Source organism: Sphingomonas sp. NFX23 (genome assembly GCF_049887795.1).
In the GTDB taxonomy this organism is placed as follows: domain Bacteria; phylum Pseudomonadota; class Alphaproteobacteria; order Sphingomonadales; family Sphingomonadaceae; genus Sphingomonas.
Map to the genome: position 1 here is coordinate 1 of NZ_JAGEKH010000003.1, position 17,763 is coordinate 17,763.

Below are 17,763 nucleotides of genomic sequence, written 5' to 3' on the forward strand. Positions count from 1 at the left end.
CCAACTGCCTGGCTGGTTCGCCCACTATAACGAGGTGCATCCGCACCGCGCTTTGCGCTATCGATCACCCCGCGAGTTCATCGCGCAAACCTGCGAGGCCCTGTCAGGCCTTTAGGGGGCAACAACACTTGCACAAGTTTGAACCGTACGACTGCACGATAGCGCTTCGACGGGTCAACACGCATCGGTTCAACCGGGTGAATATGAAACCCGTTGTTCACGCGAAGAACGCTATCTGCGTAGCTGAAGTCGCCGTTCGCTGTTGCCGGTAGACGCGTTATCGGCTTGAAGTTGTTATAGTCATTGTATGCCCAGAGCGTAGGAGCCGCGCCGGGTGACCGATTGTCGTTCGCCGCATTGGCTGCGCTGTCCTGTGCGGCACGCGAACTGACAACGGCTTGCTGTGACGCGCTCGAAGCCGATCCAGCCGCGTTGCTTTCGCTTGCACTGGCATTGTTAGACGACACGAGAGCTTCAGCCGCCTTGGTGGTGGCGATGTCTGCCTTACCGGTAGCAATGGTTGCCGACTGGCCTGCCGCATCCGCTTTCTGTTGGGCATTCGATGCCCATCCGCTTGCCGTGGTGGCATAGCCGCTCGCGTCGTTAGCCGACACGCCAGCGGCGCGCGCCTTCGCTTCAGCATCACTCTGCGCTGTCTGTGCTGCGGTCTTTGCCGCCGAAGCATCCGCGCTGGCCTGTCCTGCCGAACCGCTCTTGGCGGTTGCGTCTCGTGCTGCCGCTTCCGCAAGCCCTTGCGCCGCGCTGGCCTGATCCTTCGCCTTGCCCGCGTTGTCTTCCGAGACTTTCGCCGCACTCTGCGATACCAAAACAGCCGCCTTTGCAGCGGCTACGGTATCCTCTGAAAGCTTGGCGGCATCCTGCGAAGCCTTTGCGGCATCACGCGCGGCACCAGCGCTTACGGTATCTCCGAAAGTCGTCTGAAGGTCGTTAACATCAACCAAGATATCCTTGATCGGGATAAGCTGCCCAGCCGGATTGGTGATCGCATCAATGATATCTTCAACCGGCTTCCCGCCCACGAGAGTTCCGTCTGGTGCGCCTAGCGATGCACCCTGCCGGTTACCGATCTGGATAGCTTCGATTTCCCAGACGGTAAGGGCTTGGTCGAGGTCAATACGCGCTCTGACAATATCGCTATCAATGTAGTCGGTTCCGCCTGCCGTAAGGTTGCGCATGTCCCACTCGAAGACGGTCCACTTGTTTGCAACGATATCGGGCGTAGGGATTCGCTTGGTGAAGCCTTCGCTTTCACCGCGACCGTTATTGATGCTGTAGTAAACCTGCCCCTGCCAACTGTTTGTTTCAGACAATCGGCGCGCAAGCACACGGATGATATAAGCGTCCTTACCCGGTCGGTTGATCGGAATATAAATCATCGGATCGGTAGTGGTAGCTTCGAAACGCAAAATGCCGCTACCGGGCGCAACACTTATGTTTGCGCCGCCAGACATGACGCCCTGAAAAGTATCATCATCGAAGTTGTAGGTAGCAACCGCATTGAACGAACCTTCCGCGTTAATGATTTGATCGCGTCCGAGATTGTTGCCGTTTATATCTTTGATATTGTCGCCAACGGTCGCGCCGTCCGTTGCATTGTTTTCAATGCCGGTAAGCTTTCCGCCTTCCGTGCCATTGATATCCGCGAGCTTCGAAGGCGTGCCCGTTAGATCAACATACGGGATCGTAACAGGCGCGGTAACGATGTGGTCGGAAGTCCAAGGGCTAGTAAGGCCAGACACCATACGGTAGCGAATCTGAACTTCGACATCAGTAGCGGGCGCGTTCGAACTAAAGCGGAACTCCCCCAAGCTCGCGTCTGTGCCTGCCGATTGTTCGGTCCACTCTGTGGTTCCGACGATACGGCTACGGATTTGGATTACGGATACTCGACCCGAAGTTTCGGGTGCCCAGTTTACGATGATATCTGATACTTGCGACATTAGATGTATTTAGCCGCCGAACCGAACTACCCGTTCTAGCTGACACCCTGATAGGTCACACTCGATAGACGCAAGCCCGTTGGTGTAATCGTCATACTAGCGTCGTAGCCGGGTGGACGGATTACAGCGGGTAGCGGTTTCTCTTCGCGATCCCATGCGTAGATTAGCGGGTCTTCTTCTCGAAGCGTCATCGGAAACATTAGGTCGTGTGTCTCGTGCTGTTCGATCACACGGAAAAGCTTCCCGTTCCATCCCTGCGAAGGCAGGCTAAGACGGATAAGCGAACCTACCTGAACCGTGAAGGCGCGCGGTCCGAACGTGGCGGAGAAGAAGCCGGGTGTGATGGCTTCGCGCATAAGAAACTGTTTAGCGATACGCTGGCAAGTTTCCGCCCTCGATACCATGCCCAAATCAAGCTGTAGTGTACGCGGGATACCATCGGGTAGCGCGGCGGTCTCGACTACGCCCCAGTCGGCAAGCTGATATAGTTCGTCTGGATTGGCGAACCGACCACGAACGATGTTGTAGGTCTCGCGCGCCGGTCCAGAAGGAATCCATGTGTAAGGCGTAGGAGTGCCTACCGCGCCGACAAGATCGTCTGCGTTGAAGCTCTGGATCGGTCCTAGACTGTCATCGTAACCGCCGACGAACCCGTAGACACCGCCGACATCGGTTAGCTTGCACGATCCCATAGCAGCGCTGATCCCGTTGATTACGGTTTCGTGCGGGTCTGCTGTGCTGTAGATACCATCGGCGGTGTAGCGCTGAACTGTGCTTCCCGCCTGCGTGGCTACGCGCTCTTCGCATACATTCGCGTAGACCTTGAAGTTATCAAGGTTGATGCGGCTAATTGGCATGCCCATGCCCCAAGCGAGCTTCCCCGCAATCTTGTAGCCGATAAGGTAGGTAAGCATCGATAGCGCTGGGTTGCGCCCAATCTCTACACCCGCGTTATTGCGATACTGCCACGTAGCTTGATCGTCCCATCTATGGGAACCCGAACCACCCGCTGTACTATCAGAGCGCGGATCATATACCGGACAACCTTCAACAATGGCGGTCATCTTCGCCGGGATCGACTGTGGCCACGCCTTGTTATCAAGCTTGTAAGTTATCGCGAAATACGAACACCCGGTGAAAGTGGCGGTGTTCCGCCAGTAGCTACCAGAGCCGTAGGCGAAGCCATTACCGGGCTTCCCTTCACTTACCGCTTGGAAGCCGAGAATACCGTCTTGGTGTGCGACCAACACGCCGTTCGACCACGTAAGGGTATCTTCGAGCCAAACTTGCTGAAGCGTAACCTTGTGCGAGGCGAGCGCGATTACCTGTGCGAAGCGATCCTTCTTCGAGCCGTAGGTTTCTTCAAACCTTGTATCGAGGCCAGCCGCCGTGCGTCCGAAGACGATCTTCCGGTTAGCGGTTGGGTTGACGGTCTTCTGAAGACGGTCTGCCATCGATTGGCTTAGGTTTGGTGCTTTGCGGAAAAGCGTACCGACTGCCGTTAGCGCCAGACTTACGCCGATGCCGACAAGCGCGGATACGATACCAGCCGTCGCGACCGTCACGCCAACGGCACTAAACGCGCCTGCGATACCAGCCGCCAACGGTGCGGCAAAAACGATGATGGCGACGGCTACAGCGACAATCGCAATAACCTTGATAACCTTGCTCATTCTGCCGCCTCGAAGGGCACAGAGAAGGCGTAGCGGCATTCCTTAGTAGGAAAGGCTACCAGACGCTGTAGACCCTGCTCTTCGCCCACGAAGTAGCTGTAGAGGCCCAAACAGACGCCTAGCGCGCGGTCGCGCTCTGACGTGTCGCGCATGACTAGATCGCCACGCTTTGCGAAGGGAACCGGGATGGCTTCGAACCACTCCCGAACTGTCTTTAGTAGGGTGCCCTGTCCCTTATCTCGAAGGGCTTCAGCCGCGCCTATGCGAGTATCGTAGGTGCCACGGAATGCAGCGGCTGGATCAACGCCAGTCTGTGCGTTCACACATGATGCAGCGAACAACGCGCAATCATGTGTGCCCCATACGAACGGCTCTTCTTCAACCCTAGCGAGGTAGACCGCTAGTCTTTCTTCCCAGTTACTGAATCTTACAATGTGCATACAGTATTTAGGCGGAAAGACTTCTTAGCGGTATTGCTCGATAGTCGCGCCTACATCTACTCTACCGTTGCTTCCGTAGACCGGTGTAGCCGATCCCTTCGATGGTGCGGGATCGCCATTAGCAATCGATACCGCGAAATCTTGCGATGTGTCTGCGGGATCATACTTCTTTTGATCTAGGTATGTTTGCCCGGTAGCGCCGCTTATCTGCGCTTGGTGGCTTTCGATAGTAAGAATGAACTTGTTCGTAGAACCATCGTTCTGAACTTCCACCTTATCCATCGCGCCTGTGCGAATGCGGCGAAACAGCCAAAGCGGCGGTGCGAGCGGATCGGCTTGCGGATAGAGGAAGACACGCCAAATGATGGCGGTGCGCGACTGATACTCAGCCGGGTAGACCATCGAAGCTGTGATGGCGGTTCCGGCATCGCTTGGGATCGCTAGGGCAATCGTGAACTCGTCCGATCCGGTCATCGAATAGGTGTTCTCGCCTACATCGATGATTACGCCTTCCGCCAACGGCTCGAAGGTGTTGCCGTCCAAAAGCGTTTCGCCGCTGCCTGTCGGCTGGATACGCGCGGCCCCTGTCCAGACGAAGAGGGTTTCACTCTGGAACTCCAATCGAGCCGCGATGCCGGTTACGATCCCTGCCGCCCCTAGAGCGTCGGTTACTTGCTGTGTGACACCGTTACGCATCAGAATGCCTCGATAGCCTGTATCGTGCCGAAGTCGGGCGCGCGGTCTGGATCGAGGGTGTAGGTAGGCGAGTTCGGCGTAGCGAGGCGGAACACCCCAAACGGATTGACGAACTCTACCGCCGTACCGGCTGCGTAGAGAACCCGTAGTTCAGGCTCGAAGCTAACCGTAACCCTACCGTTGCTATCCGCCAGCGCTGCCGCTTCCGTCACGCGTAGAAGCTGCGTGCCGACTGTGAACCACTGGCCTACCCGGATCGTGCTTAGCGAGGACGCCGCATAGCCACCGATCTGCACGGCCCGGTTATACGGGTATCCCGGCTGTGCCAGCGTGCGGCCTGTGAGGGCGCTACGGACCGTTTGATTCGGATAGTAGCGGAAGGTGCCAACCATCCCGTTTAGGCTTAGCCCCCATCCCTCTACGCCTTCAGCGCGCGGGACCGTCATACGCGGGAAGCTCCATTCGAGCGCCCAACGTGAAGCGGTGTGAACTACATTCACCTTGTAGGTAAACGGCGATTCCGTCGCTTGCTGGCGTTTGTCTAGGACGAAGCGCTCTGAAGCGACGGGAACGGAAGGAAAGGTAAGCGGATAAGATGGCATATGGTATTTAGCGCTATTACAGGTTTCGACGCTGAAGCTTCGAAACCGTCGCGTCCGTAGCCTGCTTGGTAATCATCGGGGTAGCTGCCGCGACACCTTCGAAGACCATACGGCGAACCATATCGGGATCGTTCGAAGTGATCGGACCGTTGATGTTGACTTGAACGCCGTTGTTATCGTTCGCCCCTGCAACGCCAGAAATACCGCGATTGCTAATAACGTTCGCGTTGCTGCCGATCTGCACAATCTCTGGCCCACGCTCACCGACTAGGTAGTTACCCGCCGATGTCATGCCGCCATTAGCGCGAGCGCCCTTCACGGTTCCCTTGACGATCCCGCCAAGGATGCCGCCTAGCAATCCACCGCCCGAACCTTCGCTGGAACCACCAAATAGAAGTCCCGCCAACGGTTTGATGATAGCTTGCTGAAGAGCGATCTTCAGTAGCCCGTCAAGGATGCCGGATACCATCGAAGAGAATGCGCTACCTACGCTTTCTGTGCCCTTGATAACGCCCATCAGACCTTCTTGCAGATGTTCCAAACCATCAACCTGAACCTGTTCTAGTTGATCGTTGATTTCACCGGCTGTCTTCGGGATGCTGTTAAGAAACTGCATCCCCGGCCCTGCGTTCTGTTCCTTCGCATTCTGAACAGCAAAGCCCTTCAGCTTATCGAGTATGGCCAGACGCGCTGTAGCGATGTCCTTTTCAGCCTGTGAAGCCGTCGCGGAATGCTGGATAGCTTCAAGCTGGATACGCTCTAGCTCGAACTCCTTATCTACGATCCGAAGAGCGGCATCACGTCGCGCCGAAGTAGAACGCGCAAGCCCTGCTTGTGCGTTCAAGATGTCTAGTTCGTTGTGATATCCAGCTTCCCGAACGGACAAGAGGTCTTGTGAAATCTCCGCGTCACGGTCGCGCATCGTGGCGTCATACTTCGCATCGTAAAGTGCCTGCTCTTTCTCGTGAAGTTCCTTCGCCTGAAGAGCGGTGAAGCGCTTCTTACCCGCCTTGATTTCGTCTTCTGTGCCGGTATCCCTGTCGATTTCGGAAGCACGGTAGGACCAATCATTCTGTAGGCGTTCCACCTTTGCATCGGCACGGGCGGTAGGCGTGTTCGTTAGCTCTGCCTGTGCGTCTCGAAGATCGTTTTCGAGGCCAAGGAACTCCCGACGCCAATACATTTCGATTTCTTCAGCCGAACGCTCATGTCCTGCGCTCTTGGCAGGCTTCGCGCCTCCAGCCTTGTGTGGCTTTCCACCACCGCCAATCTTCGGAAGGTTGGTAGTGGTTACGGGCGGTGGCTTATAGCCTCTACGCGAAGCCGATTCCTTGCGCGCGATGTCTTCACGCTCCGCAAGAATGGCTTGCATATCCATGTCATTCTTATTGCGACCCTTGCGGATGTTCGCGTTATAGGAGTTGGTAAGGAACTCGTGGCGGTTCTTTCGTCCTGCGCTTGTCTGTATCAGCGCTACGCGTGCTTCTTCCTGTGTCTGCTCGACTGAGTTACAGCGAAGCCTTCCCGCCATAAGCGTTGGAATGTCCGAGTTCATGTTTACGCCATTCGCGACGGAAGCGAGCTTGGTAACATTCATCTGTTGAAAGAAGTTCGCAGCGGCGGAAGCTGCCGCAATGAAGCCGTTAGCCAACGCCATAAGCGCGTCTGCGTTTTGAATGATTGCGCCCGCCATCTGTGCGTTCAAAATCATCTTCATTGTGTCGAGTTGGTCGTTCACCTGTCCCGCGTTACGAAGAACGGAATCATCGATAACGATACCGTAGCGATCCGCCGCTGCCGCCAACTCGTCAAAGCCTGCCGAACCGTTGCCCAGCAACACGGTAAGGTCTGCCGCGCTCTTGCCCATGATTTCGGTAGCCTTGGACTGGCGCATAGCAATCGTAGGCATCTTCGCGATGCCATCCATAAACTTCCGTAGCGACGTGTCCGCGTCTTCCCTGATATTGACGCCCAGTTCCTTGAAGGTAGCCGCCATCGCCTTGTTACCGCCCTGTGCGGAACCCAAGTTCTTCGAGAACTTTTGAATGGCTGCGTCTGCTGACTCTACAGACGAACCGCTCATCTGTGCGGCGTAACGGAACTCCTGAATCGTCTTTGTAGACGCGCCGGTTCGGTCGCTAAGATCAACGATAGCATCTGCGAAATCATATGCCGCCATCGTTTGACCGGCTAGGAAGTCTACCGAAAGGACGCCGACAAGACCGCCGATAGCGCCCTTTGCCATATTCATAGCGCCCGCAATCGCTTTGCCCGTGGCATTGGATTGCGCGGCGGCATTGCGCATGCCTGCGATGAACTGTGCGCTTTCTAGCGCGAGATCGACAATAAGAGAACCGAGTGAAGCCATATGAATATTTAGGCTGTCGGCTTCATACTCGCGTCGAACGGTGCGGGTGCCAGATAGGGAACTGTTACGGTAGGTTCTACGCTTGGCGGGTTGTTCGCTATCTCGACTACGATAACATCGGGCGAAGGCTCTTCTGCGTAGACCGCAACCGAGTTGATGAACGCCATCAGCTTATCTTCGAGCGTTACGGAAGAGTTTGCGAGTTCACGCAAGCGCTTCGTTTCGGTCGGATCGTGGTCCAACCAATCGGGCATCGTGGTTCCCGGCTTGGTGTTGGCACTGAAGTAAAGCGAATACATCTGCCGCCAGCGGTCATCTTCCGCTGGCGCACCGAATGGTTCGAAGAAGTTATATGCTTCCCACTCGCGAAGCTCTTCCAAGTCCATAGACTCGTCAAGCTCGCGAACGGTGCGACCTAGCGCGAGCGCGAGGCGGAAGAGGAAGCGCCTTTCCGGGCTGTTCCTGAACTTTTTTTTTGCTCTTCGACTGGAACGGGCAGACGCGCTTCAAGCTGGATCATCTGCTTGTAGATATACTGGATCGTTGGATATGATAGTTCAAGGAACTTATCGTAGTCGTCCCATCCGAAGATAGGCTGAAGATTTTCGTCAATGATAGCAAACATCACGGAAACTACGGAAGTGTCTAGCACAGTAACTGCGGGTAGGCCCTCGCGCTCTTCTACCGGCTTTGCCTGATCTGCCTTGTAGGCTTCTTCGGCGGCATCGCGCTCGTTAAAGCCCTCGACAATCTTCATACGCGTTAGGGTGGACGGCGAGCGGATAAGCGCAACGCCGTCCCATTCTGGAATCTCTACTTCGCGGGTAGGCACCTTCGAGGTAAGGATAGCTTCACGGCCAAGTAGATTAGCCATTAGGCAGTTACCGAACGAACTACGGAACCGGTGATTTCGACCGAAACAGAAAGCTCGTTGATCTTGTCAACGCCGCCCATGATTTCTGCCGTCTGCACGAAGCCGCTAAGAGCCGCCTTAACCTTCGTTCCGCCAATCGTAAGCTCGAAGTCGGTAACGGTGTTGTCGTCACGCGCCTTCAGCATAGCAAGCTGACCCGGATCGGCTTCGATGTAGTTGAAGGTGAACTTCAGCGAACCTTCATCCTTCACACCGGGTAGCTTTTCCTTCGAGTTAGAACCCAGATGCGTGGCATCTAGAATGGCTGCACTGCCTCCGCCAAGGCCACTAAAGTCCTTGAGTTCTGCAACGGCTACGAACGTCGTGCCGGATTTAATCTTTAGAATAGTGCCCTTGGACACTGAAGCGGAAGTCGCCATTCGAGTTATACTCCTAAGAAATGATTTTCTTGAAGTATTTAGTCAAATGGCCCTTAGGCTTCGTCGTCTCGCACATATAGCTTGAAGATCAACATCATGCGAAATAGATCAACATCGGTAGTGTTATCGAGGAAACGCTTTTGGTCGTCGTTAGTCAAAACCGTAACATCGTCGTCGGCCCAGTTCAGGAAGTCACGGCGAATAACCCTACCGAGCTTCAAAACCTCGACCGTATCAAGTCCGTAGACATCAACCTGTAGCGTTACGAATGATGCCATGTGCGCATCTTCCGATATGTCGCGAACCGGAGTTTCGGTTAGAATGTTGTAGACCACGCACGGAACCGCGAAGCCGTTAGGAGCCTCTATCGGGTAAACATCGTCCGCTTTGAGCGCTAGGCGCGCGTAAATCTTTTCGTCTATCAGCATTACACGCCCCTCTTAACGAGTTGGCGGTTCAGCACTTTCGCCATCGCATCTATGATTTCTTGGTTGTTTGATTCGAAGGCCGTTCGAAGGAATGGCTTAGGAGCGTTGCGGATACTTCCGAACTCAACCCACTGACTTTGGTAAGCCTCGACCGATACCGCGTTGTGAACCTGAGTAGGCGTATCGCCCTTGGTCTTGCGGACCTTGATCCAGTTCTGGATTTTGCGGTGCTTTTCTGTGCGCGTCGAACCACCCTTGTTATTGCGGGTAATCGTTGCACCTTCCGCGACGTTGGACACGGGCGCATTCGCTTTTGCCTTCTTCGCGATCACAGCCGCACCCGCACGGTTAGCGATCTGCCCCGCCTTGGTGGCTTCCGCCTTGCTAAGCTGATTCATGCGCTGCTGAAGCTGCGCGAAGCCCTGAAGGTTTGCGCTAAAGCCGCTCACTTCAACACCTCTTGGACTGTGAGGACCAAGACCGCGCGGCGATCCGGTTCGTCTACCGCGACGACATCGTAGGTTCGGTTATCGACCTTGATACGCATCGCGGTCGTGACGCCAGTACGGTAGCGGATTATGAACTTCGCCATGGCGAAGGCGTCACGCTGGCCAGCCCGAGCGGCATCAACCGTGCGAAGCTCCATGCGCTCGCCGTAGACGGTGGCTACAGGCGCAAACTCCTTCTGCACCTGTCCTACTGTGCTTTTCGCCTTGGACGGGCTTAGAAGCTCGATACGGCGATCCAGTGCGCCCGCGTTCACCTTCACCGCCCTGTCATCCAGAAAGGACGGCACAGGCGATCTACCGCAACCATCGCGGCTGCGTCGGCCCCTGCCCGGTCATCGAAGTGCGCGGACACGAAAAGCGAGATCGCGTGCTTCAAGCTTTCGGGAACCGTAGGCGTGATCGTCTCGACTACGCCGGTAATGGCGTTGAACTCCGTATAAGGACGAAGAGCACGCTGTGTCTTGTATTCGACCATATCGATTGCCGAGCTAACCAGCATATTAAGCGTAGCCGTGTCGGTGTCTGGATCGATACGAAGCCATTCTTGAATCTGTTCGGGAGTAATGATTTCCATAATAGTATTTAGACAGACATGAAAAAGCCGGGGTAAGCTTTCGCTTCCCCGGCTCCTTCACTGCGCTAGGTCTATTAGACCTTGTTCTGCATCACGATGAACGCGTTCAAGTCCTGAACGATACCCGATACGCGCTTGGTGGCGTAGAAGGTGACGAAAGGCTTGTGCGAGTAAGGATCGCGAAGAGTGCGGATGCCCAGACGATCTGCGATCAAGTAACCCTGCTTCAAGTTACCGAAGGCGAGCGGCATTGCGTTAGCCGCAACATCCGGCATGTCTTCAACTTCCAAAAGCTCGTAACCCATCAGGGTCGAAGGCGTTCCAAGAACCAGCGAAGGCTGGAACATGTAGTTACCGGTCGTGTCCTTCAGCTTACGAAGTCCTGCGATGGTCGCACCGTTGCCCAAGAATGCAGCGCCGTTACGATAAGCGGCCTTCAGACCGTAAATCATATCGAGGATGTAATCGGAACCGGTCGGCATCGCAGCGGCTGCGCCGCTCTTCAGGGTCTTAATACCAGTCGTGGTAAGAATGCCCTTCGGCTTGTTCACGCCGTCACCGATTAGGAACTGCTTGTTCTCTTCGATAGCGAACTCTTCTGCAATGTTCTGATTCAGCCATGCTTCTAGGTCGAAACCGGCATCATCCAACGCGCGCTGCGAAACAGGCGGGTTAGCGTAGATTTCGCCACCCGGAACGCGGGTTTCAGTCAGCGTCGGGGTTGCGGTCTCGGGACGCGCATCAACTTCGCCAACCCAACCGACCTGAAGGCCGCGTGCGTTGCGAAGGAAGCTGTAGTTATCCGAAACGGTCGAAACGACGGTAGCGCGCGAACGGATCGGCGAAAGCGTGCGAAGATCGTTACGAATGCCAGCTTCAACCTGACGCGGAACAAGGAAACCACCCGAAGCGTCGCCGCCAGTGCCGAGCGTGATGGCCTTCTTCTCGATAGACTCTAGCTCATTCTCGCCAGTGCCCTTGCGTGCCCACTTCTCGAAGGCATTTTTATGCTCGACTTCAGCCGCGTTGGCCTCGCCTGCACCCATGTTCGGGCGCTGCATCTTCTTCTGAAGTTCGGTAACGGTCGCGTTGATAGCGTCTACCTTAGCTTCAGTTAGGGGATCGGATGCCCCCTTGGATTCGATCTGCTTTAGACGTTCGTCGTTTGCAGTCTTGAACTCTTCAAATGCGTTACCCAGCGAATGAATAGTATCGTTGATATTGTCGCTCATGATTCTCCTTGTAGTTTCGACAAAAGTTGTTTGAGCGAGTCATGCTGAGCCGCTATATTGTATTTAGTCTCGTGATATGATTCGAGACTATCGAGGAAGGTTTTAGCCTCTTCGATCTGCATTCCGCGCGAAACTAGCTCGCGCTCGAACTCATTGTGTTGTGTGAAAGACTTTACGTCCGCGATACGCGCCTTCGCATTCGAAGGGATCGTGACTACCGAAACTTCGATAAGGTCTACTGCCTTCAGAGTGCGGGCGGGTTCGTCTGCGCTCTTACCGTAGACGACATCACGGGCGATGTAGCCGATGCTTAGACCGGAGATCGCGCCAGCCTTAGAAGCCGTGTAGACATCGTTGCCCGCTGCGGTGTCGAGAAACACGCCTTCAGCCTTCAAGCCGTAGTCGTCTTCCTCGAAGTGCGTCCACTTGCCGATAGGCAGGCTGTAGAGATCGTGGTTCAGGAACATCAAAGGTGCTTCACCGGACTTCAGCGAAGCCTTGAACGCACCCTTCGTGATAACATCGCCGTGGCTGTCCACATTCCCGAACACGCTCGCATAGCCGCTAAAGGCTTTAGTGCCCGATGCGTCGTCGGAAGAGAACTTGACTTCTTCCAGCGTGAATAGTTTCTTTTCCATATAATGTATTTAGTCAGCGGGTGCCGAGTCGGTGTTAGTCGGCTGCGGACCAAAGAGATTGGCGCTAGGCTGAAGCTTATCGGCTAGCGGATCGTTCGAACGGTCAAGTCCCGCATGTTCGCGACACTCGTTAATCGTCATCAAACCGTTCTGTCGCATGCTTGCGTAGTAAGCCGCGCTGTCGGTAGACGACGCTAGCGTAATGCCCCGCGCGTCAATGTAGACACGGTATCCCGCCTTCTGCTCTGCCGTCGATAGAAGAGATACTTCCGCTGATTGCATGAAGCGCTCATAAAGTGGACGTAGCGTGTAGGTGTAATGCGCTAGAAACTTCTGTTCGACACTAGCGTAAGAGGTGCTTCCGATGCTCTGCCCGACCATCACCGGGTCTACGCCCATGAAGCGGCAAATCTCTTCGATCTGTAGGCGTCGGCCTTCGATGAACTGCGCTTCGTTCGCGTTGGTCTGCACAGGCTGAAACTTCATACCGTTGCCGAGCAAAGCCGTGCGGTGCGCATTCGCGATACCCGATTGCTGCGCATCCCATAGCTTTTTAAAGTTCGCAGCCTGTTCCGGGCTTAGTTCTTGTTCAGTGCTAAGAACGCCGGAAGGTTGCGCACCGTTTTTGAAGAGCGAGCTACCGAAGTTTTCAAGATCGCCCGCCAGCCCGATTGCGCGGGCGGCTACGTGCTGGATCGATAGACCGGTGATTGCGTCCCACGAACTACCCTTAATGTGCCAGATGTTCTGCCCAGAATAGACCGGCTGACTGCCGTCATTGAGTTGATAAAGAACTTCCCCAAAAGAAGGCGAATATGCGGTTACCGAACCCTGCGGAAGCGGAATAAGTTCGATTGCTCGCCCTTCAGTATCGCGAGATACGAAGATATACGCGTTGCCGACTAGCGCGAGGTTGAAGCCGATCCACTCGCGTAGCTCTAGTGCCGTCATCCAGTTGTTCGGCTTGCGCGCCAATAGATCATAAAGCGGATGATCGCGGGCGGGTTCATGCCCTCCCGTGGCACTGACACGCTGAAGGATGCAGGGAACTTGCGCCAGACCTTCCGCGATCACTCGCGCGCATGCAAAGACAGTCGAAATCTGGAAAGCGGAGATACCACCGTACCCCTTATCCGCCGCGATGTCTTCGCGAACTGCTGTAGCGGAGTGGTTCGGTAGCTCTACAGCCTGCGAAACAATCGCGGTCGTCGTAATCTTGCGTTCCGGTGAAACGAGTCTTGTTGCGCGGTCGAATGCCGCAAGTTTATCAAAGATTCCCATATCGTATTTAGACAGCGGGGAATATTGAGCGGTGCAGCCTTACAGGAACATAAGGAATGGCTCGTGTTTCGGTGCGGCTACGGCTTCCGATTGCGCATAAGCCATCAATGCAGCTACCATGCCGTCGATTTTCAAGTGATCTTGCCCGGTAGGCTTCGTTGGCGACTTTAGCGGCCCCATCTGGCGAACCGATATGTTCGACGCCATCCAGTTAAGGCACGGGTTATCGTCGTGAACGATGTTGCCGTTCATTAACTCCGCTTCGAAATCGATCATTGGTGCGGTAAAGTTCTTCGCAGTCTGGCCAAACTCTACGCATTCGATTCCGTCTGCCTCTAGGCGCTGCATCATTCCCGCCGCTTGCCAACTATCGAACAACACAGATTGAACCTGATAGTCCTTCTTCAGCGCCCTAATCATCGCTTCAACGGCTGCGTGATCGCTGGCACTGCCTTCCGTGGCGTGGATCGCACCCGACGCTATCCAGTCCGTGTAGGCTTTGGCGTTCTTCGAGCGCTCTAGCGCCCCCTTGGGAAGGTAGAGGAACGGAACGATAGCGCGCTTACCGTCCGGTAGCTCTTGCACCACCACAATAGCGGTAATGTCCGTCTTGGTGGAAAGATCGACGCCGATCCATGTTCGTGCGGTGGTCGATAGCTGAAGACCGGGGCTAGCCGCACTTGCCCAATCGCGTTGGTTCAACCAACCCGTTGCGGTGTTCGTCCAGACATTGAGATACTTCGTCTTACAGGTCGATTGGTGCGCAGGACTCTGAAGCGCTTTCTCATATTCGCTTCGAAGGTGGTCTTCATCAACCGATACGCCAAAGTTTGGATTCGCCTTCCTCCAAACGCTGAAGTCGGTCCAATCGTCCTTCGGATCGATGGTGTAGATTAGCGCGAACTTGCGGTCATCCTTCATCGAACCGGATAGAACCGCCTCAAAATAAAGCTGCTCTTGGCGGCATACGCCAGCCACATTGGTTCCCGCTGTAGAGATAATAAGCAGTAGGGGATCGCTGCCCCTACGCTTGCCCATCCCGGTACGGAACGCGTTAAGCTGCGTGTCGTCTAGAGCTTGGTGGAGTTCGTCGGCAATGGCGATCCACGGAAGGCCACCGTCTTTGGTCCGTGCGATCACCGGCTTAAAGCTGGAACCGGTAGATGTCTGGTAGATCGAGCGTGCGGCGACTTCGAGGCCATAGAACTCCGCTAGGTCTGGCGTCATCTCAACCATTCTTTTGGCTGGAATGAACACGGCTTCCGCTTGCTGCATCGATGTCGCGCCGCTCAAACCTTCAGCGCCGCCCTGATTTTCGGCGAAAGTCATGTAGAGGCCGATGATAGCGGCGATGGTAGACTTCGCGTTACCACGAGGAAGGAGAATGAAAGCTTCCCGGTAGCGGCGTAGGCGCGTCTTCGCGTCCAACCATCCGAAGAGATTAGCGAAGATGAAAATCTGGAACGGCTCTAGCTCGATAAGCTCGCCGGTAAGCGGCCCAATGACATGCGGCAGTAGTTCCGCAAACTCGCATACATGTTCGACGCGCTCGGGCGCGTAGACGATATCCTTGCGCTTGAAATCGTCCAGATAGCGGGCGCAAGCCTGTCGAACTTGGATACAAGCGGGGATTTTGCGTGCTTTTACTGCCTTTGCATAGACAATAGCGCGCTCTGAATAGTGATCTAGGGTAGGTTTGGGCACATATTATTTACTCTATGGCCAGATTAGGTGCCCCCACTTGAGGATAAACAGTATCTCTTCGCCGTCATCTTCGGCATCATATAGTAATACTGCTCCGTTACGGCGTAGCTCAAAGTGGCTTTTTTGGGTGTTTTTGCTGCACCAAGCCGCCACTTCCTGCGCATTCTCTGCGATCCAAAAGCCTTGCTTACGCATCTGCTTACACCGGTCGCTTACTGAAGCCACTTGTCGGCTTGTCTTGCGAGTTGCCGCGCGCGAGCCGGGAGCGATGGCCAGCGATCCCGAGTAGTTCGGCATACTGGCGAAGCGCGGTCATCATCGCAGCCGTTACCGGCTCACCCTTCGCCGCCATCCCCCTGAACTCCGCTTCAGCGGTGCAGTATCGAGCGAGGAAGGAGCTATCAGCTTCGACACCACCGCAAGCGAGGATGCGGGGAAGCTCCTCCTCCCAAACGCGCTTTGCTTCCTTCGTCAGATAGTCGGGAGCTACCGGGATATCGCGCGGTGGCGTCACTAGCTCTACGATGTCGCCGTGCCGATCCGCACGGTAGGTGCCCATTAGTGCTTTTTTTGCGGGATCAGCTACCCTACGCCCTGTTTTCATATTGATATTTAGACAGGCAAGGGCACAGCATGAATGGAACGGTATCGAGAACCGAGTCCGCTACGCGAGAGTTGCTAGATGTCCTTGGCAAAATCGCGGTAGTCATCCCCGTAGCGCACGTTCTTGCCTGCTCATTGAATCTAGTTGGTTACACCCTAGCGTTTCAGGGCAACATCACTAGCTTGCTTAGCTTTACCGATCTCTTTTCCCTTACCTTCTCTGGCATCGGAACGACCTACATAGTTGGCTTACTTGCCCCGGCTATATTCCTTTGGGTTAGGCACAGCGCGCCGCCTTCGCCACCTATCGTAGTCGAAACAGAAGAAGAGGCGGTGGCGCTACGATCAAAGTGGAGGGCGAAGGAAGCGAGATTTGATCGGTTAACCTATGCCATGGGTATGTTTATGATGGCAGCGTCAGTCGTTTTGTCGATTAGCGACAGACCGGTTCACCCGTCGATATTCATTTGCGGAGCGCTACTTTCTTTCATGCCAGAGATTTGGCGAGGATTTGAACGACGCGGTTTCAAAGGCCAGCAGATATCTTTCGTCTGGCTCCTACTTATGTTCGCTGCCGCTGCTTTTGGCAGCGGCGAAGTATCAGGGCAGATAGACCGAAGGGAAGCCTTCGCCAAAATCCGGGTTGGCCGATATGGCTGTAACGATCTCGTTGTTCTCCGTCGCGTTTACGAGAAATACATTGCAGTTCGTCGCGACAATCGCAGATTGATTATTGACGACGACTGCAAGACATTATTTCAGTTTCCGGTAATGAAGACCTTTCAATACAATCCTATCATACCGAATCGCCTAGCGTTCTGGCGTTCATGAAGTTCAAACTTTTATTCTGACAAAGCAAGAAAAAGACTGGGCGGTGGTTGGGGTGCTTTAACCCTCGATATGATTTACCCCGCCCCCTACATGTTGGGTTGATTATCCGGGCAAACCATCTAGCATTGACATATGACAGACAATCCAGACCCGATGTCGGCTAGCGAAGGCAAAGAAGGATCGATTGAAGAATCGTTCTCTTTCGACTTACGACTATTTCATCGCCGCATCGAAGTGGGAGACGACTGGCAACGAGTCATACAAGGTCATCTCTTTCTTGACCATGTTCTAACCCGAACGCTTGAGGAAGCGCTAACAAAGCCTGATGAGATTCGGCTAGATCGTATGTCGTTCTCTGCGAAGCTCGACCTTTGTTCAGCACTCGGACTGATTGACGAAGGAACGGTGAAGATGGTTCGCCGGATTAATCGATTGCGTAATGACATCTCACATGACTTGAACTTTGAAGTTCATGAGTATCATGGGAGAGAGATTCGTGACTTGGCTCCGCCATTCGTCCGAGGGTTGATTGAAGAGCGCATTGGTGTTCCAGATGCCAGCATCATGACGCATTGTCTTAAAGTCGCTATCGTAACTCTCGACATGAATAGACAACGCTGGATCGAGCATCGAAAGGCACAAAAAGCGCGGGAGGTCAGGTTAAACGCGGCGATAGAAAATGCGCGGCGGATACTCGAAGAGACTAAAGCAAGAGAACCTAGGACCACGCGCGAGCGCACCTAATATCGTCACTTCGTTACAATGGCGTCGTTACATCAACCTATGTCAACATCGGCGGTGCCCAAAGCGGTAGCAAGCGCGCGGAGGTATTCGCGCATGCATATGCCAACCGTCTTACTGGCCGCTCGCGATGTGATCGAAGAAGCGCTGCGGATCGTTCACTACACGAATGACGGTGCATTGATCGCA

The 17,763-nt window shown here is 54.7% G+C and carries 21 protein-coding genes; 3 read left to right on the top strand and 18 right to left on the bottom strand.

Annotated elements, in window-relative coordinates; translation table 11 throughout:
- Nucleotides 1–115, top strand: a 115-nt coding sequence (locus J4O76_RS07585; RefSeq protein WP_426280402.1) for an integrase core domain-containing protein, incomplete at its 5' end; no start/stop codon positions are given.
- Here the strand turns inward: J4O76_RS07585 and J4O76_RS07590 are convergent.
- The 18 genes from J4O76_RS07590 to J4O76_RS07675 form a co-directional block, all read right to left on the bottom strand.
- Nucleotides 78–1,961, bottom strand: coding sequence for a hypothetical protein (locus tag J4O76_RS07590; protein ID WP_426281121.1), 1,884 nt, complete (start codon nt 1,959–1,961; stop codon nt 78–80). The genes J4O76_RS07585 and J4O76_RS07590 overlap by 38 nt on opposite strands.
- 35 nt (nt 1,962–1,996) lie before the next feature.
- On the bottom strand, nt 1,997–3,634 hold the full coding sequence (locus J4O76_RS07595; RefSeq protein WP_426281122.1) for a hypothetical protein: 1,638 nt from the start codon (nt 3,632–3,634) through the stop codon (nt 1,997–1,999).
- Nucleotides 3,631–4,074 carry a DUF6950 family protein gene (locus J4O76_RS07600; protein WP_426281123.1) on the bottom strand — a complete coding sequence of 148 codons (444 nt, stop codon included), beginning with the start codon at nt 4,072–4,074 and terminating at the stop codon, nt 3,631–3,633. Before J4O76_RS07600 ends, J4O76_RS07595 begins: the two co-directional genes overlap by 4 nt.
- 24 nt (nt 4,075–4,098) lie before the next feature.
- Nucleotides 4,099–4,770, bottom strand: coding sequence for a hypothetical protein (locus J4O76_RS07605; protein WP_426281124.1), 672 nt, complete (start codon nt 4,768–4,770; stop codon nt 4,099–4,101).
- The gene (locus J4O76_RS07610; protein ID WP_426281125.1) at nt 4,770–5,162 is read right to left on the bottom strand and encodes a hypothetical protein; all 393 of its coding nucleotides are present in this window, start codon (nt 5,160–5,162) and stop codon (nt 4,770–4,772) included. Before J4O76_RS07610 ends, J4O76_RS07605 begins: the two co-directional genes overlap by 1 nt.
- A gap of 226 nt (nt 5,163–5,388) precedes the next feature.
- Complete coding sequence (locus J4O76_RS07615) at nt 5,389–7,740, bottom strand: hypothetical protein (protein ID WP_426281126.1); 2,352 nt, start codon at nt 7,738–7,740, stop codon at nt 5,389–5,391.
- An 8-nt stretch (nt 7,741–7,748) separates the two neighbouring features.
- Nucleotides 7,749–8,120, bottom strand: coding sequence for a hypothetical protein (locus tag J4O76_RS07620; RefSeq protein ID WP_426281127.1), 372 nt, complete (start codon nt 8,118–8,120; stop codon nt 7,749–7,751).
- 35 nt (nt 8,121–8,155) lie between these two features.
- Nucleotides 8,156–8,614, bottom strand: a complete 459-nt coding sequence (locus J4O76_RS07625; protein ID WP_426281129.1) for a hypothetical protein — start codon at nt 8,612–8,614, stop codon at nt 8,156–8,158.
- Nucleotides 8,614–9,033 carry a phage tail tube protein gene (locus tag J4O76_RS07630; protein WP_426281131.1) on the bottom strand — a complete coding sequence of 140 codons (420 nt, stop codon included), beginning with the start codon at nt 9,031–9,033 and terminating at the stop codon, nt 8,614–8,616. The genes J4O76_RS07625 and J4O76_RS07630 overlap by 1 nt, the downstream gene beginning before the upstream one ends.
- Nucleotides 9,034–9,086: 53 nt before the next feature.
- A complete protein-coding gene (locus J4O76_RS07635) occupies nt 9,087–9,461 on the bottom strand; it encodes a hypothetical protein (RefSeq protein WP_426281133.1) in 375 nt (124 codons plus the stop codon).
- A complete protein-coding gene (locus J4O76_RS07640) occupies nt 9,461–9,910 on the bottom strand; it encodes an HK97-gp10 family putative phage morphogenesis protein (protein ID WP_426281135.1) in 450 nt (149 codons plus the stop codon). The genes J4O76_RS07635 and J4O76_RS07640 overlap by 1 nt, the downstream gene beginning before the upstream one ends.
- Nucleotides 9,907–10,224 carry a phage head closure protein gene (locus tag J4O76_RS07645; RefSeq protein ID WP_426281137.1) on the bottom strand — a complete coding sequence of 106 codons (318 nt, stop codon included), beginning with the start codon at nt 10,222–10,224 and terminating at the stop codon, nt 9,907–9,909. Before J4O76_RS07645 ends, J4O76_RS07640 begins: the two co-directional genes overlap by 4 nt.
- Nucleotides 10,225–10,226: 2 nt before the next feature.
- Nucleotides 10,227–10,544 (bottom strand): head-tail connector protein, encoded by a 318-nt coding sequence (locus J4O76_RS07650; RefSeq protein WP_426281138.1) that lies wholly within the window; start codon nt 10,542–10,544, stop codon nt 10,227–10,229.
- 74 nt (nt 10,545–10,618) lie between these two features.
- The gene (locus tag J4O76_RS07655) at nt 10,619–11,776 is read right to left on the bottom strand and encodes a phage major capsid protein (RefSeq protein ID WP_426281139.1); all 1,158 of its coding nucleotides are present in this window, start codon (nt 11,774–11,776) and stop codon (nt 10,619–10,621) included.
- Nucleotides 11,773–12,414: an HK97 family phage prohead protease gene (locus tag J4O76_RS07660; RefSeq protein WP_426281140.1), complete on the bottom strand. Its 642-nt coding sequence runs from the start codon at nt 12,412–12,414 to the stop codon at nt 11,773–11,775. Before J4O76_RS07660 ends, J4O76_RS07655 begins: the two co-directional genes overlap by 4 nt.
- Nucleotides 12,415–12,423: 9 nt before the next feature.
- A complete protein-coding gene (locus J4O76_RS07665) occupies nt 12,424–13,695 on the bottom strand; it encodes a phage portal protein (RefSeq protein WP_426281141.1) in 1,272 nt (423 codons plus the stop codon).
- A gap of 39 nt (nt 13,696–13,734) precedes the next feature.
- Complete coding sequence (locus J4O76_RS07670) at nt 13,735–15,399, bottom strand: terminase large subunit (protein WP_426281143.1); 1,665 nt, start codon at nt 15,397–15,399, stop codon at nt 13,735–13,737.
- 199 nt (nt 15,400–15,598) lie between these two features.
- On the bottom strand, nt 15,599–15,958 hold the full coding sequence (locus J4O76_RS07675) for a hypothetical protein (RefSeq protein ID WP_426281144.1): 360 nt from the start codon (nt 15,956–15,958) through the stop codon (nt 15,599–15,601).
- 74 nt (nt 15,959–16,032) lie between these two features.
- Here J4O76_RS07675 and J4O76_RS07680 point away from each other — a divergent pair, with 74 nt between their 5' ends.
- The gene (locus J4O76_RS07680; protein ID WP_426281145.1) at nt 16,033–16,833 is read left to right on the top strand and encodes a hypothetical protein; all 801 of its coding nucleotides are present in this window, start codon (nt 16,033–16,035) and stop codon (nt 16,831–16,833) included.
- A 132-nt stretch (nt 16,834–16,965) separates the two neighbouring features.
- A complete protein-coding gene (locus J4O76_RS07685) occupies nt 16,966–17,577 on the top strand; it encodes a hypothetical protein (RefSeq protein WP_426281147.1) in 612 nt (203 codons plus the stop codon).
- Nucleotides 17,578–17,763: the final 186 nt, after the last annotated feature.